The sequence below is a fragment of the Coleofasciculus sp. C1-SOL-03 genome, assembly GCF_040220555.1.
Classification (GTDB): Bacteria; Cyanobacteriota; Cyanobacteriia; order Cyanobacteriales; family Coleofasciculaceae; genus Coleofasciculus.
The window spans coordinates 1-22,997 of sequence record NZ_JAVJUO010000227.1 but is presented as its reverse complement, the minus strand read 5'-3'; the positions used below and the strand labels follow the sequence as shown (position 1 = coordinate 22,997).

At 45.9% G+C, this 22,997-nt stretch carries 15 protein-coding genes and 1 pseudogene; 9 read left to right on the top strand and 7 right to left on the bottom strand.

What is annotated here, in order from left to right; genetic code table 11:
- Positions 1 to 122: 122 nt before the first annotated feature.
- A pseudogene (locus tag RIE73_RS34310) lies at positions 123 to 1,201 on the bottom strand (IS630 family transposase).
- Positions 1,202 to 1,455: 254 nt separating this feature from the next.
- Between RIE73_RS34310 and RIE73_RS34305 the strand changes: the two are divergent.
- Positions 1,456 to 3,369: an NACHT domain-containing protein gene (locus RIE73_RS34305; RefSeq protein WP_446405426.1), complete on the top strand. Its 1,914-nt coding sequence runs from the start codon at positions 1,456 to 1,458 to the stop codon at positions 3,367 to 3,369.
- 43 nt (positions 3,370 to 3,412) lie between these two features.
- Here the strand turns inward: RIE73_RS34305 and RIE73_RS34300 are convergent, their stop codons facing one another.
- The 4 genes from RIE73_RS34300 to RIE73_RS34285 all read right to left on the bottom strand — a co-directional run bounded on the left by RIE73_RS34300 (position 3,413) and on the right by RIE73_RS34285 (position 4,585).
- Complete coding sequence (locus RIE73_RS34300) at positions 3,413 to 3,673, bottom strand: hypothetical protein (RefSeq protein WP_446405425.1); 261 nt, start codon at positions 3,671 to 3,673, stop codon at positions 3,413 to 3,415.
- Positions 3,670 to 3,987, bottom strand: coding sequence for a hypothetical protein (locus tag RIE73_RS34295; RefSeq protein ID WP_446405424.1), 318 nt, complete (start codon positions 3,985 to 3,987; stop codon positions 3,670 to 3,672). The genes RIE73_RS34300 and RIE73_RS34295 overlap by 4 nt, the downstream gene beginning before the upstream one ends.
- An 87-nt stretch (positions 3,988 to 4,074) precedes the next feature.
- Positions 4,075 to 4,248, bottom strand: coding sequence for a hypothetical protein (locus RIE73_RS34290; protein ID WP_446405423.1), 174 nt, complete (start codon positions 4,246 to 4,248; stop codon positions 4,075 to 4,077).
- An 82-nt stretch (positions 4,249 to 4,330) separates the two neighbouring features.
- On the bottom strand, positions 4,331 to 4,585 hold the full coding sequence (locus RIE73_RS34285) for a CHASE2 domain-containing protein (RefSeq protein WP_446405422.1): 255 nt from the start codon (positions 4,583 to 4,585) through the stop codon (positions 4,331 to 4,333).
- 239 nt (positions 4,586 to 4,824) lie between these two features.
- Between RIE73_RS34285 and RIE73_RS34280 the strand changes: the two genes are divergently transcribed.
- Entirely contained in the window at positions 4,825 to 6,285 is a 1,461-nt protein-coding gene (locus RIE73_RS34280) for a RecQ family ATP-dependent DNA helicase (protein WP_446405421.1), read from the top strand.
- A gap of 194 nt (positions 6,286 to 6,479) precedes the next feature.
- The gene (locus RIE73_RS34275; protein WP_446405420.1) at positions 6,480 to 8,174 is read left to right on the top strand and encodes a tetratricopeptide repeat protein; all 1,695 of its coding nucleotides are present in this window, start codon (positions 6,480 to 6,482) and stop codon (positions 8,172 to 8,174) included.
- A 228-nt stretch (positions 8,175 to 8,402) separates the two neighbouring features.
- Here RIE73_RS34275 and RIE73_RS34270 read toward each other — a convergent pair whose 3' ends face one another.
- On the bottom strand, positions 8,403 to 9,572 hold the full coding sequence (locus RIE73_RS34270) for a sodium-dependent bicarbonate transport family permease (RefSeq protein WP_446405419.1): 1,170 nt from the start codon (positions 9,570 to 9,572) through the stop codon (positions 8,403 to 8,405).
- Positions 9,573 to 10,367: 795 nt separating this feature from the next.
- On the opposite strand from RIE73_RS34270, the gene RIE73_RS34265 reads away from it, so the two are divergent.
- From RIE73_RS34265 to RIE73_RS34255, 3 genes are all read left to right on the top strand, one after another.
- Positions 10,368 to 10,685 carry a P-II family nitrogen regulator gene (locus RIE73_RS34265; protein ID WP_446405418.1) on the top strand — a complete coding sequence of 106 codons (318 nt, stop codon included), beginning with the start codon at positions 10,368 to 10,370 and terminating at the stop codon, positions 10,683 to 10,685.
- A 356-nt stretch (positions 10,686 to 11,041) separates the two neighbouring features.
- On the top strand, positions 11,042 to 11,368 hold the full coding sequence (gene clpS, locus RIE73_RS34260; RefSeq protein ID WP_006101197.1) for an ATP-dependent Clp protease adapter ClpS: 327 nt from the start codon (positions 11,042 to 11,044) through the stop codon (positions 11,366 to 11,368).
- A 94-nt stretch (positions 11,369 to 11,462) separates the two neighbouring features.
- Positions 11,463 to 11,759 carry a DUF2103 domain-containing protein gene (locus RIE73_RS34255; RefSeq protein ID WP_446405417.1) on the top strand — a complete coding sequence of 99 codons (297 nt, stop codon included), beginning with the start codon at positions 11,463 to 11,465 and terminating at the stop codon, positions 11,757 to 11,759.
- Between the two features lie 243 nt (positions 11,760 to 12,002).
- Here RIE73_RS34255 and RIE73_RS34250 read toward each other — a convergent pair whose 3' ends face one another.
- On the bottom strand, positions 12,003 to 18,029 hold the full coding sequence (locus RIE73_RS34250; protein WP_446405416.1) for a CHAT domain-containing protein: 6,027 nt from the start codon (positions 18,027 to 18,029) through the stop codon (positions 12,003 to 12,005).
- Positions 18,030 to 18,560: 531 nt separating this feature from the next.
- On the opposite strand from RIE73_RS34250, the gene RIE73_RS34245 reads away from it, so the two are divergent.
- The 3 genes from RIE73_RS34245 (at position 18,561) to RIE73_RS34235 (ending at position 22,772) form a co-directional block, all read left to right on the top strand.
- Positions 18,561 to 19,892 carry an aromatic ring-hydroxylating dioxygenase subunit alpha gene (locus tag RIE73_RS34245; protein ID WP_446405415.1) on the top strand — a complete coding sequence of 444 codons (1,332 nt, stop codon included), beginning with the start codon at positions 18,561 to 18,563 and terminating at the stop codon, positions 19,890 to 19,892.
- Between the two features lie 405 nt (positions 19,893 to 20,297).
- The gene (locus tag RIE73_RS34240; RefSeq protein WP_446405414.1) at positions 20,298 to 22,514 is read left to right on the top strand and encodes a hypothetical protein; all 2,217 of its coding nucleotides are present in this window, start codon (positions 20,298 to 20,300) and stop codon (positions 22,512 to 22,514) included.
- 84 nt (positions 22,515 to 22,598) lie between these two features.
- Positions 22,599 to 22,772: a hypothetical protein gene (locus RIE73_RS34235; protein WP_446405413.1), complete on the top strand. Its 174-nt coding sequence runs from the start codon at positions 22,599 to 22,601 to the stop codon at positions 22,770 to 22,772.
- Positions 22,773 to 22,997: the final 225 nt, after the last annotated feature.

Genomic DNA, 22,997 nt, shown 5'->3' with positions numbered 1-22,997 from the left:
AGGGGTGATTCTCCCATCCTTGTCGGAAGGCTCTGTCTTACTATGGGATAAAGCTTGACGCTATAGTCTAGTACATCGGCACGAAAAAACTTACGGTTAATGTCTAAAAGGCGGATTTCCCATCAACTTAAGTTTTTAATTTTTGACGGAAATCTAAATCTTTCTACCTTTAATCCTCGGTTTTTTTGTCGGCATTCGATTGCCCCTATTACCGCCTCAATCAAGTCATATTCATCCTCAAACATAGAAGCTGCTAATTCATCTTCTTTGATTCTTTGCCACTCCATTTCAATAAGATTTAGTTCCGGTGAATAACTCGGCAATAAGAATATCAATAGCCCCAGTTCTGCCCATTTCTCATAATGGCTTTTTGTGAGTTTACTTATGTGTATCGAGCCTTGGTCTTGAACGACTACTGTCAATTTCCCAGTTTTTTCCCATCTTTCTTTAGCTTGAGTCGCTTGCCAATCCATTAATTTTATATAACTCTCACTTCTAAAGCTTTTTAATGCCAGACCATACTCAAAACTTTTTCCCACTTCTAATAAGCCACATATATTTAATCTTTTTCCTTTCTTTTTTGTTTGTTCAATTCTTTTTTGTTCTCCTCTTTTTCCCCAAGTATATATTGGTGTAGACCACAAACTAAAACCTGACTCATCTAAGTATTTCAAGCAAATTTCCCCAGCGGCTTCTGCCCATTGGAGCATCTCTAAGTCCGCCTTCTTTATCGCTCTTGCTTTTGAATCTTGCTTATTCACCAGAGACGTTCTTGTTCTTTTCCAGATATAATTTTTTTTTTGAGAATCCTCCTTAACTGACGCTCACTTAGTTTCACTTTCCTTTCTTTTAACAAAATTTGGCAGAGTTGGCGACTGTTATAACTTCTTGATTCTGTCTCTAGTTTTTTCTCTATTTCTGCTATATCTTCTGTCGTCCATTTCTTTTTTCTTCCCGTTTTGGGTGCATCCCACAATCCGACTAATCCCTTTTCTTCCCATTTGTGTATTGTTTCTCTCACCCGTTGTTTTGACCATTTTAAGTAAACCGCTATTTTGTCCACTTTCCAGCCCCTAGATGACAGTCGTATTGCCGAAGCTCTATCTTTTGTTCTTTGATTAACCTGGCTGGCTCGACTTAATTCAAATAAGGTGTCTTCTTGATGAAGAGTTAAAAATACTCTTAGTGGGGGAGATGACATAAAAAAGTTGCTAATCTCTCTATTCAATTCTCTCATAATTACCGACCGAACACCAACCAATATTAAAAACGGTTATTTCTTGGGCGGCAGTGTAGTCTTAGGGACACATTTTTACATTTACACCAATAAAGTCAGCCTACACATCTAATCCACAACAAGCCATCTGGGACTCTTCATTACAAAACTTCATACAGTGCCGTTTTCTTTTGTCCGACTACTTATCTGCTGACACCGCGTCAGTGGGTCGAGTTCAGGTGTCTGGTTCTCCCCCAATTCAACAACCGATTCAACTGGGTATTCATAACAAACCTATAACTCGGCAAGAGTATCGCAATCGTCAGGCGTTACTCAATCAAGTCAACAACTTTTGGGTCAAAGGAGTTCTAGAAAAATCCCTCTACAATCAGGTGATGATTGAGTTGGGATTGGAGGAACGCCCCGATGCTATTACTAATCATTGGAGTGCCATTATAGAGACGGATGACTCACCTCAACCTCTCCCCGATGGAACTAATATAATTTATATATTTGACCAAATCGGCATAGGTAGAACGCTACTAATTTTAGGAGAACCTGGGTCAGGAAAAACCACAACATTATTGGAACTAACCCGCGATTTGATCGACCGTGCTAAACAAAATAGTAATCTCCTAATTCCCGCTTTTTTAAATCTTTCAGCTTGGACTAATAAACAGCAAAAAATAGCTAATTGGTTAGTGGAAGAACTCTATACTAGGTATGATATTCCAAAGGAAATTGGACAAGTCTGGGTAACACAACAGAAACTTCTACCTTTGCTGGATGGTTTAGATGAAGTAAAGGCGGAGTATCGAGATGACTGTATTGCAGCCTTGAACCAATTCAAGCAGGAGTATTATGGTGCAGAGTTGGTAGTGTGCAGTCGGATTAAAGACTATGAAGCCTTATCTAGTCGTCTGAATTTTCAAAGTGCTGTTTATATAAGATTGCTGACTTTAGAACAAATCTGTGATTACTTGGATAATGTCGGTGGTGATTTGAGAGGGTTGAGGGCATTAATGGAAGAGGACACGGTACTGCAAGAGTTAGCTCAATCGCCGTTAATGCTTAATATTATGACTCTGGCTTATCAGGGGGTAGCGGTTGAGGATTTGCCAAAAACTGAGATAGCAGAAGAACGGCGTAAGCAGCTATTTGATGATTACATTGAGAAAATGTTTCATCGCCCTAATCGTTCAAAAGGCAAGCAAATATACTCAAAATATAAGACGATTCGATGGCTTAATTGGCTGGCGCAGAGAATGGTTCAGGAGTCTCAAACAATATTCTTGATTGAAACTATTCAACCTTATCTGTGGTTGCAAAACATTCAAGATAAATTAGTGTACGGTTTTATATTGGGTTTAAACCTAGGATTACTAAGTTTTATTTTTCTGTATTTGCTAGATATAACAGTTTTTGGATTCATAGGAATCCCTTTGTTTTTGATACTTGGAATGACCAAAGGAAATCAAGTACAAATACAACCGATTGAACTTCTGCAATGGTCTTGGAAAAAAGGATTACATGACTGGTATGCTTTTATCAATAAATCTAAAATTTATAGCTCAAGTTTTTTTATGATTTCTACAGCTAAATTTTATCTGGAGTCAAATTCATATAATCAAATACTCAGGATATTTATTGCTTTATCTGGAGGGTTAATCTCTGCTATAGCATTGACTATATTTATGACAATATCTGTTGGAACATGGCGATTTTTGATGGCTGGGTTTCAGATCAAGAATACAGCCAATACAACTGTTCCAAATCAAGGTATTAAAAAGTCATTTAAAAATGCTATTTTTACAACTTTAATTGGTTGTTTGATTACGGTAGTAATATGTTTACCGTTAATTGGTTTAACCGAACTGCTGCACATAAAACCTGAATCTTTAACTGGACTAGGCATTCTGAAACTAGGGTTGTCGGTAGGACTGATGGTTGGTACAATGCGCGGTTTTTTATGCATAATCCAACACTTTATTTTACGCCTAATCCTTTACTTCAACAACTACATTCCTTGGAACTACGCCCATTTTCTCGACTACGCCGCAGAACGCATATTTCTACAAAAAGTAGGCGGTGGCTACATTTTCATCCATCGAATGCTGATGGAACACTTTGCCCAGATAGAACGTGAACGCTAAACTCCCACCGGATAAAGCTTACAGACAAATACCCAACATCACCCTACCTGTACTCAACCTCATCAAGACTCACCGCTCCCTCATACAAATCAAACACATCTTGTCCTTGTGCTGTCCGCATGGCTCGATTTGGTTCAATCACCAGCCACCCCAATCCATCGATATCTTGACTATTAACAGCTAACCAACCTGTCGTAAATCCCGTATTCAACAACGCATCAACTTGAAACGCTTCACCCTCGGCTGTAATCAAATCAATCTCAAAAAAAAGCTCACCAATATCGCCAAATCTGCCATAAATCATATCATGCCGCAGGCTCCTGTCTGATTAATTCGGAATGTCATTAGCCAGCCAGTCGGATACTTTTGACGCGCCTTTTCCACCGCCTTATCTTCATCAGCATCAATAAAATAGTCCCCACTATTTGGCTCAATCAGTATAAACCAGTTATAGTAATCCCCAATTAACTCATCCCGGACTCGTTCAAAAACTGGGAAACAGCGTTGATACCGTGCGTTTCGTTCTGCTTTACGTCTTGCTAGTTCTTGCGGCGGTATTGTATGTTGAGGAAATATTCGACCCCGACGTAAGGGGCGCTGGGTTTGCTGCTGAGTCATACTTATTTTTATTGAGATAAGCTAAAACGCATTTAAATTGTGTATTCCCTGTTGCCGACTTACAAAGCAGAAGGGAATAATACCAGTTTAGGCAGATATAATATCAAACACCAACTGACTCTTGGGAAAAACAATCTCAAACTCCGTAACTCCCCCACCTGAGACGTTACCCCAATCGCCCAACGACGGCGCGTAAGCCCCAATCAACACCACCTTATCCTGAAACCGTTGGACAGAAACCCGTCCCCGTAACACATCCATCAGCGAAAGGTTATTGGTGGGGAGGGCGGGTTTCGTTGTTCCGTTATCGGTGAATATCTGAATTTAGTCCCTAAACCCGCCCCTACAAGTCCACCAGAAGACGTTCCACAGTCACGTCTCTACGAGTTTCCCCATAATTCACCGGAACATCGCGAAACAAACCCAACCCCACCACCACGGGATTAAGAGCCAGAATCTGACTCAGTACCTGTGCCAAAAGGCGATCGCTTATCGGATAATGGTCTAAGTCCTGGATATCCGCCTCGGTTATCCCTACAATCACTATATAATTGCTATAGGCGGCGAGAAACGCTTCCGGACTAACCTTTATTGACATACGAAACAACCATTAACCTTAAAAAAAAATTAAGTTTTATTGCTCTTATTTTTAGAAGAGTTTTAACAAAAACTTTAAGCCAACTTGATGAGATTTGCTTGAAACAGGCTTATGCTAGGGTAGTGACTGACTATGGAATCCTAAACTATTGTTCCCTTAGTCAGTAAAAATTAACGCTTAAAGACAAACAAGTATCAGGTTCAGATATCTACACCTGTCCCTAACCTCTCTGCATACCCATGAGCATTACCGAAACCACATCCTGGAACGATGTCCGCCTCGCCTTTAAAAAAATCTGGGGCTATGATAATTTTCGTCCGCCCCAAGGTGAGATTATTCGCAGTATTTTGGAAGGGCGAGATGCACTGATTGTGTTACCCACAGGTGGGGGAAAATCGATTTGTTTTCAACTTCCCGCCCTCTTACAAACCGGATTAACCTTGGTGATTTCGCCGTTAGTGGCTTTAATGGAAAATCAGGTACAAGAATTACGCGATCGCAACTTACCCGCCGCCCTGTTACATAGTCAATTAACCCCGCAACAACGGCGAAAAACCCTGCAAGCCCTGGAAAACCAGGAACTCCGATTACTCTACCTCTCTCCAGAAACCCTATTAAGTGCGCCTGTCTGGGAACGACTCTCTCAGCCTGATCTAAAAATTAATGGATTAATTCTCGATGAGGCACATTGTCTGGTTCAATGGGGTGATACCTTTCGACCTGCATATCGACGCCTAGGGGCAGTACGACCCACCCTACTTAAGTCTAAGCCACCAGGCAGCCAAATCCCGATCGCAGCATTTACGGCGACGGCTGATCCCAGCGCCCAAGACACCATCAGCCAGGTGTTGCAATTACAACACCCCCAAGCCTTTTTAATCAGTCCCTATCGCCAAAATCTCAACCTAGACGTGCAAATCGTCTGGACACCACGAGGACGCCGCCAGAAGATGTTACGCTTCATCCAAGCCAGAAATCGGCAATCGGGGTTAGTTTATGTCCGTTCCCGGCGAGATAGTGAGGAATTAGCCCAATGGTTTGGGGAACGGGGGTATACGACAGCCGCCTACCACGGGGGGTTGAGTTCCCAAGAACGGCGAGAGATTGAACAGAGTTGGCTGAGTGGCAAAACTCAATTTGTAGTGTGTACCTGCGCCTTTGGGATGGGCATCAATAAGCCCGATGTGCGGTGGGTGGTACATTTTCAGCCCCCCCAATTATTATCAGAATATATCCAAGAAGTCGGTCGCGGTGGACGCGATGGTAAACCCGCAGACGCCCTGACGTTGATCAGTGAGCCAACGGGGTGGTTAAATTCAGAGGATAAGCAAAAGCGTCAGTTTTTTGTTGATCAGATGCGATCGCAATACCAAGAGGCACAACGCTTAGTCAAAAAGCTACCCGAACAGGGGGATGTCGCTACCGTCGCCCAGGACTTTCGCCAGGGTGAGGTAGCATTAGCCCTGCTCCACAGTGCTGAACAATTGGAATGGCAAGATCCCTTTCATTATCACAAACACCCATCCCCCGATTCCCGCGCTTTGGCTAACTTAAGTTCTCACCAAGTCCAAGTCCAGAAACTGATGACACAATACCTGACAACTCGCCAATGTCGTTGGCAGTTTTTATTAAAAGCATTTGGGTTTAAAAAGGAGGCGATGGGATTTAAATGTGGACATTGTGATAATTGTCGGAAATAGGGGAGATGAGGGAGATGGGGGAGATGGGGGAGATGAGGGAGATGGGGAAGCTGTAGGGGCGGGTTTTACCATTAACCTGTGATTTTTACCCTGATGTCACTAAACCCGCCCCAACAAAGTGTAATAATTCTTCGACAAATGACAAATGACCAATGACAAATGACAAATGACCAATGACGAATGACAAATGACGAATGACAAATAACAAAATTATTTCTATTTTTCTAAGTACCTTTTTATGGGTAACTGTGTTCTCCCCCCAGCGTCTAAACGCTCAAGGTGAAGAGGGATTACAGTTACAAGATTTTAGTTACTGGGCTAACCTCTGTGCCTCCCAAAAAGAGGCTAGAAATTATGAAGACGCCCTAGAAGCCTGTGATCAAGCGATCGCGTTGAATCCGAATGAACCTCAAGCCTGGATTGACCGAGGTGATATTCAACGGGCATTAGACAATTATGCCGAAGCCGCCGCCTCTTATGGGCAAGTCATTCGCCTAGAACCCAGACATTCTGAAGCTTGGGCAAAGCGCTGCGCGGCAAATATCCAATTGGCAAATTATCAAGCCGCGACAACTGACTGTGAAACAGCCCTGCAACTTGATGAAAACTGGAATCAGGTGACACGGGCTTATGCGTTGTATCATCAAGGGTTAGCTCTTTGGGGACAAGCAGAACGAGAAAAGGCGCTATTTTCCTTTGATTTAGCGGTTCAAAGTAATCCCAATTATTCCCTGGCTTGGGCGCAACGCTGTCTATTATTATCCCAATTTGATCAGACGTATGATGCCCTTAACTCTTGTGAACGAGCATTACAAGTGAATGGGGATTGGGGAAATCGCACTCCCGCGATCGCCTGGACAAATCGTGGTAAAATTCTGGCTCAGTTGGGACAGTATGACGCCGCCCTGGAGTCTTATGATCAAGCTCTGGCGATTGATCCCAAGGATGCAACCGCTTGGACGGAACAAGGTAAAGTTTTATTAATGATTGGTCAACCGGGTGAAGCGTTAACCTCGCAGGAATGGGCGCTGAAAATTAGTCCCGATTATTCGTTAGCCTTAGCCAATCAATGTGCCACGCTGAATCAATTGAGTGAATATGAGGATGCTTTAGCTGCTTGCGATCAAGCGATTCAAGAGGGAGACGGGCGCTGGGGAGACGAAGGGGCGGCGTATGCGTGGAGTCATCGGGCGGATGCGCTGACGGGTAATGGTCGATTTCAAGAGGCTTTGGCATCGGCTAATCGGGCGGTAGCACTGAATCCTGACTATGCTGATCCCTGGAGTAGTCGGGGGGCGACGCTGTGGTTTATGGGACGGTTTGAAGAGGCGCTAGGGGCGACCGAACAGGCGATTGCGATTAACCCCAATTCCTCGAAGGCTTGGTTTAACTATGCCCGAATTCTCACCACATTGGGAGACTATCAGGAAGCCCGTGCTGCGTATCAACGGGCGCTGTTAGGGGATGCGAATGTGGGCGATACCTTGACTTTGGCAGAGATTTGGGTGAATCTGAGTGGCTTAGACTTCCGTCTGGAACGCTATCAAGAGGCGATCGCATCAGCGGAACGAGCGATTGGGATTAACCCAGATTCGGCAGCAGCATGGTATAATAGGGGGCTAGCATTAATGGCATTAAATCAATACCGTGATGCTATAGTCACTTATAATCGTGCGATCGCGATCGATGCCGAGAATGCTGATTTTTGGGCAGGGAAAGGCATTGCGCTGCGGTTTTTAGAGCAATATCCTCAAGCCTTGGAAGCCTTGCAAACCGCATTAGAATTGAATCCATCTCATCCGCAAGCATTGGTCAATCAAGAGTTTGTCATGCAAAAGTTACAAACTCCCAATGGGATGGAGGCTTTACCAAATTCAGGGGTTAGGTAAAGGCAACAGGGAAAGTGACAGCCGATCCAACCAAAAAAGCCGGGACATGACCCTGGCTTTTTTGGTGGCTGTGTTTCGTACCTGCGGGACGTTGACGTCGGCGAAGAAGTCGTTTGCCCAGACCGATGGGCTGCGCGGCTGTTGAATGGAGACGACGCAGACCTTGACCTAGCCGCCGCGTTGGTCGCTGGGCTAGGGGAACACCGGCAGACCGCGACCCGTCTGAAATCAGCTACCCCCCATAACTGCCTGGGCGAGCCCGATGAAGAGCGGTATTCCAATGGCAAGCGCAATCGGTGTGCCGACGGCTGTGGACGAGCCGATGTAGGCAGAGGGATTTGCCTTGGGAATACCGCCTCGTAAAGTGGGCGGTCCTGAGATGTCTGAACTGGAGGCGGCGATGACGGACAGGAGTACGACGCCGCCGGGGCTGAATCCCGTGATGAGGTGGGCAATCCAGCCGAAGAAGAAGCCAATGAGCCCATGCAGCAGCGGCGCCACCAAGCCATATACGGCGTACCACTGAGCCACCTTGCGCAGCTCGCCGATCCTTGCCCAGGCTTCCATACCCAGGATCAGCATCAGGATCGAAAGCAGACCGCGGAATAGGGGATTGTAGAAGCTCTCATAGACACTGTCCGGCTGGGTTAGTATGCCTAGAGCGAGACCGAGCAGCAGTGCCGATAGGGCAGAACCCTGGAGGCTGTCCTTCACGATGGGCCATATTTTGACTCGATTGCTTGCGGTATCGTCCGACTCGCTGGGATATCCGCTTGCGGTAATGGGCTGCTGGCTGCGATACTCCTGCCTGGTGGTGGGATACTCCGGCTCGCTGGGATACCCGCCTGCGGTAACGCTCTGCTTGCTGAGAGACTCCTGCTTACTGAGAGACTCTTGCTTGCTGAGAGACTTTTGCTTGCCGATATAAATGCTGGCTAAGACGATCGCCGTTACAAGTGCTGGGATGTCCATGAAGGGATAGAGTGCGGCAGCCCAGGGCTCGTATTGGATGCCTTCCGATTCCAGCATCGTTATGCCGGCGGCGAGGGTAGAGCCACTCACGGCACCAAACAATCCCCCGGTGGCAATGGCATCCACGGTTCTGATGCCCGGCAGCCTACCCAACGTATTGCGCGAGATGAACACGACAACGATCCCGATTACCACGGCGAACACAGCAGGCAGCAGCATCTCCGCCAGTTTGGCATTGCGGATCGCAATGCCGCCGCTCAGACCGACTTTAATCAGCAGCATGAAGACGATAAACTTATAGATCGCATCTGGAATTTGCAGTCGGCTATTGACGGCGGCAACGACCATACCACCAATCAGAAAGCCGAGTGTCGGGGACTGCAGCTTATCCAGGAAGCGGGTCAAAAATTCGGTCAAAAAATCCACTTTGTAATTCCTCCTTAATCAGATCTTAAAGATAGAGTCATGCCAATTTATTTCCATAAATCTTTAGAGTCCGTGAAGACGGACTTCGTTGTGTTAGCCCCAGATTTCCAATCCCCAGGCAGTTGTTGCTGTTGGTTTCTACTTGGAACTACAATAGAGCCGGCTGCGGAAGCGCCGGCAGTGTACAGAAAGTTCTGACGAGACATGCGAGAGAAATTTGCCATGAATACCTCCTTGCGCCTCCCTTGGCTGGGGGAGTGGTGATTGTGATCAGTGAAATTGGTTAAAAGTTGAAGAAAGCGGGGGTGCAGCGCTACACCCCTACAGCACAGGTATTATGCGAATACCTGTCCCGCAGTACCTCCCATAGATCAAGATCTATGTAAGACCCGAATCTCTATGTGCTTAAGTTTATCTTAAAATCTGCACCAATTTGCATGGAAATGCCCAATTCAAATCATAAGTTTTCCTTTTAGTCTCAGAAAACCCTTATATCTGTGGAGTTGGTGAACAAGCCTTTTTCTTTCGCGATCGCGATCGGCGCACAAGGACGGTACTGCAAACGGCAGAGCCCTCGTCCCTAGTACCCCCTGCAATCTGATGTTGAATGGTGGTCATAGCGCCAAAAGGATAAGTGTTTTTTATAAAATGCTTCCGCTACTCTGAGTCAATCTTTCTCAACAGAGGGTAATGGATTCGCCGATCTTTGGCATAATCTTAAAGATATGGTTCAAGGCAAAACTTTATGGTTTTGCCTTAAATTGTCGTAACAGAACGCATCAAGAGGTAAACCACATGACCCAGAAAGCCAGCAAGCTCGTCATCGTCACGGAAAAGGTGCTACTGAAAAAGGTCGGCAAGATCATCGATGAAGCCGGAGCTACCGGTTATACGGTGGTGGACGCTGGCGGTAAAGGCAGTCGCAACGTGCGTTCGTCGGGACAACCCAGCGTTGGCGAAAACTTCTCGAATGTAAAGTTCGAGGTGCTCACCCCCAATCGGGATATGGCCGTGAAGATTTCGGATGAGGTCGCAGCGAAGTTTTTCGACGACTATTCGGGCATCGCCTATGTATGTGATGTGATGGAGGTACTACACGCGCACACCTTCTGACCGGAAATAATGGGTCGCAAGCCTCCCCCTTCTAGGGGGACTTTTCACGCTTAGTCTTTAATGTGCGGATCAATTCTCTCAACGAGGAGAGCGGGAGTCCTCGGAACCTCAACCAAGTAGGTTCCGAGGAGGGATAGCGGGACGCCGGAAGAATGGAGGCGTCCAACACCTCTCCTATCGCCACGCATAATTGGTAGGTCAAGGGACTCGATCTAAAAATCCCGCCCAATAGCAGTTGAATTTCCCAAATGAGAATTGCTGGGAAAGTGATGAATTATGAGTAACTGATGCCAAACTGGGGTAAACTGGGAGAACACCTTAGTGAATTTTTTTAGCAGAATTTTGTTACAAGCCCTATGACTGTGGTAATTTCAGCAGCTCGTTCAGCGACATCTGCTGCACCAACTCAAGCTCCTGAAAAATCGCGTCAAGTTACCCGCAAGCCTTATCCCAACTATAAGGTGATTGTTCTCGATGATGATTTCAACACCTTTCAGCATGTCCATGACTGCTTGGTGAAGTATATTCCCGGAATGAGCAGCGATTACGCTTGGAAACTGACGAATCAGGTTCACTTTGAAGGTCAAGCCATTGTTTGGGTTGGTCCTCAGGAACAAGCTGAACTCTATCACCAACAGCTAAGTCGGGCTGGATTAACTATGGCTCCCCTGGAGGCGGCATAATTATGTAGAGACTAGGCATGCCTAGTCTGGGAGAGGGGGTAATGATTTTGCACAAAACTGATCGACATGCAATTTAGATAGACAAAAATATATCATGGGTAAGTCCAATGGCGGTAGACTGGTTTGGAATCACTCAACTCACTTACCCGGGTTGATTCCGGTTCTAGAACGTCTCACTAGCTATACTGGGATTCAAACGATTACGCCGGCTGTCATTGGACGGGCGAGAAGTCATCGTCCTCGCTTAGAGTTAAAAGTGTCTGTACCCATTCGCGGTGGATATAAAATTATTGCTCGCTCTGGTAAAACGTTTCAAGAAGTGTTTATTGTTACTGAGTTGAGTAAGCGAGAATTAGAAGGTGCGATCGCGCAAGCCTTGAAAAAAAAGTAATAGTAATCTGTCAAGTGTAGATACAGTGTAGGGGCGGGTTTAGCCGTTTAATTGTGATACCCACTGATAACCTTTAAGCAAAACCCGCCCTCCATCATATCGTGAAAAGTCAATTGTAGGGGCGGGTTTAGCCGTTTCATCTTGATACCCACTGATAACCTCCCAACAAAACCCTCCGTCATCGGTAATATCATTCCCTTTCACCTTGCAACCTTCCTTCTGCCCTCTGCCTTGTCCTAATTTTTACCATGGACTCCCCACTAAAGTAAATGCACTCCAATAATAAGGATGGGTCAATTCTCTATCCGGTAAATCAGCTAACTTTGGCGGTAAAGGAATAATCTGATTCGGAGTCACCAATTGACCATTTTCTACCCGCACCTCACCCCGAATCATCGCTAACTGTGCCTGTCGCAAGGCTTCAGCTTTAATCGGGACTTCTTTTAACTGAGAATAAAAGGTAGTCATTAACCCCAATGTGGCTTCATCGCTAACATACCAGAGACTTCCCAAGGCTGATTTTACTCCCGCTTGTACCGCTAACCCAGTAAATCCTAACTCCGCCTCTTTATCCCCTAAAGCTGTGCGACAGGCACTTAATACCATCAGTTCTACAGGGGGATTACTTAACCCCAATCCTCGAATTTGGTTCAAGGATAGTCTGGTATCCCAAAACTGGATATACGAGTTTTCTGGTTTACCGGATTTAAACTCACCGTGGGTGGCTAAGTGGAGTATACCAAACGGGGTTCGATTGCGAACTGTTTTCAATCTTTGGGGAGTAAACGTAGAATTTAGAAAGGATTCACCCTGCCATAATTTATCAGCAATCGTCGCCAACTCCACAGGGACAGCCGGTAAAGGATTTTGGTCAGTAAATTCAGACGCCCCCATCGCCAACACCTCCAGATTCCTCACATCCACATAGCGCGTATCTGTCAGCGATAAACTCGGCATCAACCCAATACTATAGCGTTCCAAAATAAACCCATTCCCATCATGCAAAACCGCCATCGGTAACGAACGCAACCCCACATCCACAACAAACGCCAAATTATTAATCTCTCGACTCGCCAACTCTGCTTCTAGGGGCGCAATTAACCACTGATAAAGCTGTTGTGACACCGGAAGATAAGGACGAGGAATCCGCACATCCGTCACAGCGCGACGCAATTGTTGACTCATATTCAAAACCTTCTCTCGCGTCGCCCCCGGCACAGCAAATCGCATCACTTCTCCCTCAGCCGTCACCAAAATCAACTCCAATTGTTCCCCCTCCAAAGACAACAAATCCTCCTCAGACATCGCCACCCAACCGTCATCCCCCTCTGCGAACCTCTGCGCTAACCTCTGCGTTCCTCTGCGTTTCCCTAAACCCTTCACATCCCCACCCTTAACTGATGCATTAGTTGGCACAAACATGGCATAAACCAGCGCAGGTTTCACCCCAGCCACCCGTTCAATTCGTTGTAACGTCGCTTGGGCTTGTGCCAAGGTAATAATTGGCGTATCCCCTAACCCCAAATACTCCTCATATTGACTCGTAAACGCCGTTTCAGCTTCAGCCACTGGATTGAAAACCGGGGAACTCGCGATTATCTCACTCTCGTTTGTGATATCCTCAGAGTCATCAGTCTGGGAACAATAGGGTGGACAAGTTCCCGTAATCGTCCGGGTAATAATCTGAATATTCCCCAACGTAAAACTACCCGGAAACGATTCAAATGGAAAAATAGTAAACTCACCACTGCTAATCGCTGCACTTGTGCCATTAATCGTTCCATCTCCCACATCAAACGGAGTTCCCCGTAAACCGCCGCCGTGACGAATTGTAATATCGCCACCTGCAATTCCGCCAGCCGTAGAGATACTGGTAAGACTCCCATTTTGGTCAGTGAAATCGTTCGTAGCGCGGAAAAATTGTTGTGTGGTGATATCAACCTCACTGCCGTTTCCACTACTCCCGCCTTGGGCATTAATCGTGCTAACCTGAATATCACCCCTGGGGTCTAAGGTAACATTACCGCCATCACCAATACTGCCACTGGTATTAATGTCGCCTGTTGTAATCGCCTGTTCTGCTTGAATTACAATATCACCGCCGCTGTTTCCAGAACTATTGAGGTTTCCTGTAGTAACGGTTCCGTTATCGCTGGTTAAAGTAATGTCTCGACTGGGGTTGAAAATATCGCCTGTGGTGATATCTTGGGTTGCCAGTAATGTTAGTGTGGCGTTGTCCTCTCCGAATAACGTTCCGCCCGTGTGGTTAATCGAGTTGGCTTGTAAGGTAACGGGGTCATTAAATGTCGCATCACCCGCCAAGGTGATTACACCAGTATTATTGTCGCGTCCGATAATAAGTTGAGTAAATCCGTTTTGGATACCATTGAGTTCATTAGTATCGAGATTCAAGCGAGTATCATTAATCGTGTTACCAATCGTCATGCCTAAATTGGCGTCTAGGGGTTGGACTTGAAGCAGATTATTTCCTTGAATTGTTCCTAGTCTTATTTCATTAGCGGTGAGGCTGATATTACCCAATCCGCTAGCCGTAATTCCACCATCATCTCCTAAGAAAATTCCTTCGCTGGTGTTGCTAGCGCCGTTAACTATTCCTTCTAAAGTAATATTACCTGTCCCTGTTGATTGGACAACACCGCCACTCAAAAAACTAAACCCACCCACCCAAATTCCATAATGACCTGTTCCGGTTCCCTGACTGGTTCCCTGGAGAAAAATATCACCGTTGATGGACGTAACTCTGGAGTTTTCTTCGATAATGACAATACCCTCATTATTCATCGTTCCTTGTCCACCTGTTCCCAGGAGGGTAATGTTTCCAGTTCCGGTAGATTCTACGCCGCCGCCAGCGACAATGGAAATGCCATCGTTCCCGAATTCTCCATTACTGGTTGCGTCAGTTGTACCTGTAATTTCAATCGCACCTGTTCCTGTTGATTCAACTAAAGCACCCTCTTGAATCGAAACACCGTGATTTTCTTGTCCAGTCCCATTACCACCAGTACCTGTTAAACTAATATCTCCATCACCTGAAGAGACGCGAGAATTTGTCCCAACAATCCTGATTCCGCCATTAATATTTTGTCCGTTTCCACCTGTTCCGTTAAAACTAATTGTTCCTATTCCTAACGATTCCACTACACCACCGTCTGTGACCAAAATGCCGAAATTTTCGTCACCTATGCCAATACCTGTACCCGTCAGATTAATATTTCCATCGACTGACCTGATAATACCTCTACTAATTATCCCCTGACTTCCACTTGCCATCCCACCAATACCTGTTAAGGTAACATTGCCAATTCCAGTTGCTTCCACTAGACTATCGCTATCTAGCCGGATACCATCACCATTTTCATCAGTTCCGTTGCTTGTGCCTGTAAAGGTAATATTTCCGGTTCCGTTTGATTGCACGGAAACATTATTGAAAAGAACAATGCCGTGATTGTCCTCTCCAGTGCCATTTCCCGTACCTGTTAGGTTTATATTTCCATTTGCTGAGTTGATGCTGCTGTTGGTAGTAATAAATATGCCATGGTTGGCATCTGTACCGTTTCCACCTGTGCCTGTCAGAGTAATTATCCCTGTCCCCGTTGATTCCACTACAGCGCTATCTTGGATTGCAATACCAGAGTTTCTTTCTCCAGTACCATTACCACCAATACCTGTAAAACGGATATCTCCATCGACCGAATAAATTCTCGTTTCTGCTTCCTTTATATAGATGCCATAATTAGAACTTGTTCCTATACCACCGATACCATTGAATGTAATATTTCCTTGTCCCGTTGCTTCGACCACACCGCTAATATCAATGCCATAGTTGCCACGAAATCCCAAACCTCCTTGTCCTGTAAAGCTTATATTTCCATCTACCACAGAAATTCTAGAGTTTCTCAGTATTTCTATCCCGGCGGATAATAATTCTCCTGAACTAGCAGTACCGTTTAGAGTAATATTCCCTATTCCAGTTGATTCCAACACACTGTCTAAAATTGTAATCCCGTCGCTGGTAACACCAGAAGTTCCGGAACCGCTAGTGCCAGTCAAGTTGATAGTACCATTTACCGAAGAGACTGTACTGTTATCGTTAACGAATATGCCTGGATTGCCACCCATTCCATTTGCACCAGTACCTTCGAGAAAAATATTGCCTGTTCCAGTGGAGTTAACTAACACGTTATCTTGAAGTCTAATCCCAGTATTACTTCCTCCAGTTCCACTACCTGTACCTGTTAAGCTGATATCTCCATTTTCTGTAGAGATATTGGAACTACTCAACAAGTTTATTCCGAGATTAAAATTCGCACCCTTTCCGCCCGTTCCGTTTAGAGTAATCGCACCTGTTCCAGTTGTTTCTATTACACTACCATCGTTCACAAGAATGCCGAAATTGTTGTCACCACCGCCACCTCCCGTACCCGTAATGTTAATACTACCGTCTCCAGTGGTAATGGTACTGTTATTATTAATAGTAACGCCAGCAGTAGAGGCAGCATTACCTCTACCAGTGCCGATAAAATTTCCACCTCCCGTATCAATCGTGGCATTGGTGATGGCGAGAATACCACCATTGATGTTATCGAAATCAGCATTAAGGGTAACATTACCCCCATTCGTTCTAATGTTCTGATTAACGACAATCTCGTTATTAGCTTGAGCAGTAAGCCCGACCCCGCTGGCACTAATATTAATCGGTGCATTAAAAGTAATAGTGTCAGTCGCTTGCAGAATTACATTTGCCACAGCAGCATTAATCGTGCCATTGTTAATCGTGTTATCTATTCCAGGATCATTAAATGCATCATTTGCGGCGAGTTGATTGGGAGTATTTCCACCCGCGATAACTGTGATATTTTCGGGGTCTAAGAGTAACCTACCCAATTGACCTTGCATCGCTGATAAATTAACGGTACCCGCATAATCTAGATACTGTTTACCCGATATTTCAGTAAAGCCACCATTACCCCTTTCGCTACCGCCTCGTGCTGTAATTGTTCCATAAAATCGGCTGGCTTCATCTGCCCAAACAATTATTTGTCCCCCATCGCCATCGGTTAAAGCATCTGCATTAATGGTTGAATCTTCGCTAACAAATGTGATATCAGCATTGGGAATTGTTCCTTCCCCTTGATAATCCCCACCAATTCTCACTGTACCGCCACCATTGATACTCGATGCGTCAATATTGGCGGAAAGTAACCCTACCTTTTTGCCAATAACATTGATTTCATTGCCAATTGAGGGTGAGGAGGAGGAGGGCGCAAAGCCTTGCGCCCCTACGGTGTCGTCAACGGTGTCGTCAACGGTTTCGCCAATGGTTTCGTCAATCGTGGAAACATCAATTGTGCCAGAAATAATTGCAACTCCTGTTTCCTTTGGCACAGTTATCTGAGAATCCGCCAACTGTACCTCTCCCGATGCGGTAACATCAACCCCCGTCTCTACCTTGTCCGCTGAACCTGTTAATAACTCGGCGACATCTAATGGCGTGATTGGTAATAATACCCCGTCTTGATTCCGAGGCGCAGTAATCTCTAATGACAGTAACTGTCCCGATTGAGAAATCTTCACCCGATTTGACCCTTCAACCGCCGTAATTGTAATCTGTCCCCCTGGTGCAGTTAGTTCCCCGGTGTTAATCACGGTTCCCCCTAATAGAGTTAAATTCTGTCCCGGAGAAACGGTTAAATTTCCAGCATTGATAATTGTCCCCGATTGGGATAAATCAAAGGCAAATTGATTGGGATCTCCTACCAATTGCAAATAATTATTATCCCCAAATGCATTGAACCAAAGATTATCGCCAAAGCCAATCCCTGTCGCGGTTGTGGCGATGAAATCAGCGGGAACATTTAATTGAGCATTTGTGCCAAAAACAATCCCGGCTGGATTCATCAAATATAAATTCGGCGTTCCTCCCGTCACCTGAATCAACCCATTAATCAGCGAGGGATTTTCGCCAACCACTCGCCCCAAAATATTCCTCAAATGCGGATTCGCCAAAAAGTTGGCAATTTGCCCTGTATCTAAACCAAATTCCTGAAAACTGTGGAAGAGATTCGCCTCATCTGCATCCAGACTCCCCCCGGAAATATTAAACTGATTCCCCTCTGGTGTAATCACTGTCCCCGTACCATCAGGGGCGGCGGTAATCGGTTCAGCGTTCGTAGTCGGCGCTGTCTTCGCCACCAACATTAAACCCACAACTAGAAACAACCAGCTAAAGCACCATTGAGCAGATTTCATGGGAGTAAGAGTTAAGGAAGGATCTATCTCAATTTTTTCGCTTGTGCAAGTAATTTTTTCCTGGATGTTATAAAATTATAGAAATCGATAGCTAATTTAGGTTTCGTTAATTTTAATTTACGTCTGAACGTTTTCCGGATAAGAGTTGTATCGGTTATGAATAGCAGAACTATTGGCGGGCATAAGTAATATCACTGACGTGCTATAGTGTCAAGTAAAAATTGAGGAGAGGGCAATCCGACCGTCTGTAGGGGCGGGTTTTACCGATAACCTGTCAGCCAAAACGGGTAACTTTTGTAAACCCGCCCTGTTTCTAGGGTTGTTAATTAATGCAAGAAACCTGAGTCGGGGCGGGTTTAGTCACATCCGGGTGTCACCGAAAAGATAGTAGTGAAACCCGCCCCTACACAATTCAACACTCGCGTTGCGCCACATGCCGTGACAAGTCAGACCTATTAACATGGGGTAAAAAGCAGATATCATAAACCTTAAAGCCTTCTGTTTTTTACCTTTTTATACGATAACCCACTTATGTCAAGCGAATTTAACTTCTTTCAACATTGGTATCCCCTCTCCCCGGTTGAAGATCTCGACCCCAAACAACCCACTCCCGTCACCCTTTTGGGGTTGCGCTTGGTGATTTGGAAACCGCCGTCCTCACCAACCTATCGTGTTTTCCTCGATCAATGTCCTCATCGGTTAGCACCCTTAAGCGAAGGGCGCGTTGATGAAAAGACAGGGAACCTAGTATGCAGTTATCATGGTTGGCAATTTAATTCTCAAGGCATCTGTACTCAGATTCCCCAAGCCGAAAATCCCCAACTCGTGACCAAGAATCAAGATAATATCTGTGTACAAACCCTTCCCTGTTGCCAGGAAAACGATTTACTTTGGGTGTGGCCCGATGCCAATTCTTCTGAACTAGCGGCGGCTACTCCTCGCCCCTTGTCGCCTCAAGTTGATGCCAGTAAAGGGTTTGTTTGGTCTTCGATGGTGCGTGACTTAGACTATGATTGGCAAACCTTAGTCGAAAATATTGCTGATCCTAGCCATGTTCCTTTTGCCCATCACGGTGTTCAGGGGAATCGGGATCAAGCCCAGCCCATTGCTATTGAAATTGTCCAATCAACTGCCAATCGAATTGAGGGTAATACTGTCGGACGTTTTAACACAAAAATGACATTTGAACCACCTTGCTATTTGGAATATGCTATTAGTTTTGGCGACAAAGGGAAGCAGGTGGGATTGGTAACCTACTGTATCCCAGTTGCTCCCGGTAAATCGCGGATAGTCGCTCAGTTTCCTCGTAATTTTGCCAAAACATTATCGCGGTTAACCCCTCGCTGGTGGAATCATATCACCGTCCGCAATCTGGTACTGGATGGGGATATGATTTTGTTGCATCAACAAGAACGTTTTCTCCAACAACGCCAATCAGTGGAAAGTTGGAAAACGGCTTATAAATTGCTAACCAGTGCCGATCGCTTTGTGATTGAGTTTCGTAAATGGTTTGATAAATACTGCCAAGGCACTCTACCCTGGAATCAGGTGGGGCTAAATTCTTTAGATACAATCTCTATCAACGATAACCGCCAGGAGGTGCTGGATCGTTACCGACAACATACCCAGCATTGTCGTAGCTGTAGCACCGCTTTGAAAACGGTGCAGCGTTTACAAGTTGTACTTTTAGGGGGCTTTGTGTTAACAGTTTCTGGCGTTGCTTTACTTCCCGATGCGTTGCGCTTGCGTCTGGGTTTACCGTTAATGGTTATGGCATTTTTGGGTTTGGTTGGATTCACTTGGCTGAAAGTTTGGCTAGAACCCCGATTCTATTTTGTAGACTATATTCATGCTCAACGATAGAGGGTTATCTGGTTTTATCAAGCATTGGTATTCCACTTTTTAGATCCCCCTCTTTCCTTTTAGATCCCCCTCCCGTCCCCCTATTAGATCCCCCTTCCGTCCCCCTTCAAAAGGGGGAGACCAGATGTTGCTTCGCTTTTTGTTCCATAGGGGAGACCAGATGTTGCTTCACTTTTGTTCCATGGGGGAAACCAAAGGAGAAACTCGTTTGTGTAGCATCAGTTTGAGGAGAGGGCGACCCGATCCAATTGAGTGGATGAGAGTTGTTAATTTATGCAAGCGGGTCGCCCCTACAGACGCCTTACCAATGACGAATGACGAATGACAAATGACAAATGACAAATGACCAATGACCAATGACCAATGACCAATGACCAATGACCAATGACCAATGACCAATGACCAATGACGAATAACAAAATCCTTTATTTAATCGCCGCGTCATTTCTCTTCTGGCTAGGCGGTTCTCATCCTTCCCCAGCAGAAATGATTGATCCAGCTATGTTATCCGGGGATATCCGTTTAACCCTGAAACGTGGGGTATGGAAAACCTGGGAAGGGGAACCCGTTTATCAGGATATTACCCTCGATTTAGTCTGTGATGCGAATACGTGCGATCGCGAGGTGTGGGGATTTGCGCCAAAGTTCAATCAGGCGGATCATCAGGGAGTTCTCCAGACAAGTCAACGGGGACGGTTATGGAATCTGGATGTGCAGATGCAAATTTATCCTGATCCTTGGCAATCTTTGGACGGACAAGGGGATTATGATATCCAAGTGCGCTTACATAATGATAATCAACTGATTGGCACTTATTCTGGAACAGTAAATGACCAACCTGTCAAGGGAGAAGTCCAGGGAATCATTCGTCCCCATTGGTCAAAACCGGTGGCAAATCATCGTCCTCTGCGCCCCCAAGAACATCCTCGGTTAATTTTTCGCCCAGATCAACTTCCCCAATTGCGTCAACAGGCTAAAACGCCCAGGGGTGAGGCGATTCTGGCACAGTTGCAACGGAGTCTTGATCAACCCATCTATTATGATGGCTATGTACCAACGGGGGGCTATCACGCGGCTGGTTACTGCTTCCTCTCCCTCATCCAGCAGGATCAAGCCGCTGCTGCAACCGCTTGGCAGATTACCGTCAATTCCATGAACCAACCCGGACGCCGTTTACTGGAACATTCCACGGTAGTTGCAGGCGTGGCGTTGGCGTATGATTTGTGTTATCCGGCTTGGAATGAGGAACAGGTACAACAGGTAGCCGATTGGTTAGCGACTCAAACCGCCCTGCTGGTGAAGGGAACAAAAGGTGATGGTTGGAATCCTAACCCGGCGAGTAACTGGAATGCGAGGGCGCGAGGGGCGGCTGGGTTAGCGGCGTTGGCGCTACTGGAGGAGGGGGATGTAGAGACGTGGCGTTGGCTGAAAGTGGCAGAACGAAATATTAAACGCTATCTTACCATTGGCATTGGCGATCGCGGTTTTGGGTCTGAGGGGGATCATTATAGTACCGAACCCTGGTTTCTCACGGTGATGCCCTTTTTACAAGCGTATCAGACTGTATTGGGGGAAGATTTGGTCACGCGATCGCACGCGGCTTGGTTTCTACCCCAGTATGTAACCCGGATGGTGGGTGAAGATGGGGAAGTGGCGATTCCCAGCTATGGGCGTCATCGCTTAAGCCCCACGGGTTCTATGTTTGCAGTCGGATTGGGGATAGTCCCGGAACGGCTGCTACCAGGGGTAATCTGGTTCTTTAACCGTCATTGGGGGAGGAATGGGGATAACAGTTTTGGCATTGAATTACCCCATGAAGCGGCGTATATTTTCGCCGGATATCCTCAAGATGTAACCCCCCAGAACCCCGCAGACGTATGGGGGCGGGTAGTGGTGGATGAACAAAAAGGGTTTTTTGTGTTTCGCAATCAGTGGCGAGATGAGAATGATTTTGTCACCAGTATTTTTGTCAAGCGAGAGAAACCCAGAGGTGGACATTGGTCATTTCCCGATGCGGGAAGTTTCCGGATTTGGGGCTTAGGAGGGCGCTGGGCGACGGCGGGAATGGCATCTGATGGGACACAGAGGGATGAAAATGTGGTGTTGTTACCGGAAAAACAGGCGGGAAAGACGGCGAAACTGACGGGATTTCTCTCAAGTGCCGATGGGTCAGGTATGGTTAGTTTACAACACAATAACTGGTTGCGATCGCTCGCAGTAGATTATAGTGGTGCATCCGGTGTACCGGGGTTGTTTGTCTTGGTGGATCAAGTGGTTGACGCCGCAGAACCGGATCAAACCTGGATTATGCATACCCAGAAAAATGTGACGATTCAGGGTCAACAGTTTACCCTAGAGGCGGAATCGGGGGCGACGATGCAGGGGACCTTTATTACACCTTCTGATGTGAACCTAGAATTTATCCCCAGTGAGACAGGGGGAAGGATTCAAGCCACAGGGCGCGATCGTTTTATTGTGGTGATGACCGTTCAATCCGGTACAGCGCCTGATGTTGAGGTTTTAAGAACTGGATTCAATCCCCAAATTCAGGTGGAAAACCAGACTATTGAAATAATAGAGGATAAAATCGTATTGAAATCGCTAAAAGAGGGTGCTAACTAGCTGAATTTTATCCGGATAGAATTTATTCTATCGCGAATAATTTCAGCAGACTTGTTTCACGAGTGTCTTTTAGGATTTATTGTTATGATGTCTGGTTTTGTAATAATTGCCATGTATGCCCTGTTTTGGATGTGGTTCTTTGGCGGCTTTGCACCGAAGAAAAAACCGCCAGAGAAAAAGAAAACCCCAGAACAAGAGTTAGGAGAGGCGCTGAGTAAATATTTGGCGACCTTGAACAAACCCGGAGATGCCAAATAACAGCGGGTGTAGGGTGTGGGGTGTGGGGTGTAGGGTGTGGGGTGTGGGGTGTGGGGGTGTACTCATAAGGGTAGGTTTTTTAAGTTGGGGTGGAGGTAAGACAAGGGAGACAGGTAGACCAGTAGACAAGGAAGAGTGAGAACGAAAAATCGGGCGTTTCGGCTTTTAGAAGTGAGTTTGACATAAGACATAAGACATAAGACAAATCACCACTCAACAATAACT

Bases quoted from the DNA above. Each gene is read 5' to 3' on its own strand.
- RIE73_RS34285 (WP_446405422.1), bottom strand. From the start codon at position 4,585: ATGTCAATAAAGGTTAGTCCGGAAGCGTTTCTCGCCGCCTATAGCAAT.
- RIE73_RS34300 (WP_446405425.1), bottom strand. From the start codon at position 3,673: ATGATTTATGGCAGATTTGGCGATATTGGTGAGCTTTTTTTTGAGATT.
- RIE73_RS34235 (WP_446405413.1), top strand. From the start codon at position 22,599: ATGATGTCTGGTTTTGTAATAATTGCCATGTATGCCCTGTTTTGGATG.
- RIE73_RS34240 (WP_446405414.1), top strand. From the start codon at position 20,298: ATGACGAATAACAAAATCCTTTATTTAATCGCCGCGTCATTTCTCTTC.
- RIE73_RS34290 (WP_446405423.1), bottom strand. From the start codon at position 4,248: ATGGATGTGTTACGGGGACGGGTTTCTGTCCAACGGTTTCAGGATAAG.
- RIE73_RS34255 (WP_446405417.1), top strand. From the start codon at position 11,463: ATGGGTAAGTCCAATGGCGGTAGACTGGTTTGGAATCACTCAACTCAC.
- clpS (WP_006101197.1), top strand. From the start codon at position 11,042: ATGACTGTGGTAATTTCAGCAGCTCGTTCAGCGACATCTGCTGCACCA.
- RIE73_RS34295 (WP_446405424.1), bottom strand. From the start codon at position 3,987: ATGACTCAGCAGCAAACCCAGCGCCCCTTACGTCGGGGTCGAATATTT.
- RIE73_RS34280 (WP_446405421.1), top strand. From the start codon at position 4,825: ATGAGCATTACCGAAACCACATCCTGGAACGATGTCCGCCTCGCCTTT.
- RIE73_RS34265 (WP_446405418.1), top strand. From the start codon at position 10,368: ATGACCCAGAAAGCCAGCAAGCTCGTCATCGTCACGGAAAAGGTGCTA.
- RIE73_RS34275 (WP_446405420.1), top strand. From the start codon at position 6,480: ATGACAAATAACAAAATTATTTCTATTTTTCTAAGTACCTTTTTATGG.
- RIE73_RS34245 (WP_446405415.1), top strand. From the start codon at position 18,561: ATGTCAAGCGAATTTAACTTCTTTCAACATTGGTATCCCCTCTCCCCG.
- RIE73_RS34250 (WP_446405416.1), bottom strand. From the start codon at position 18,029: ATGAAATCTGCTCAATGGTGCTTTAGCTGGTTGTTTCTAGTTGTGGGT.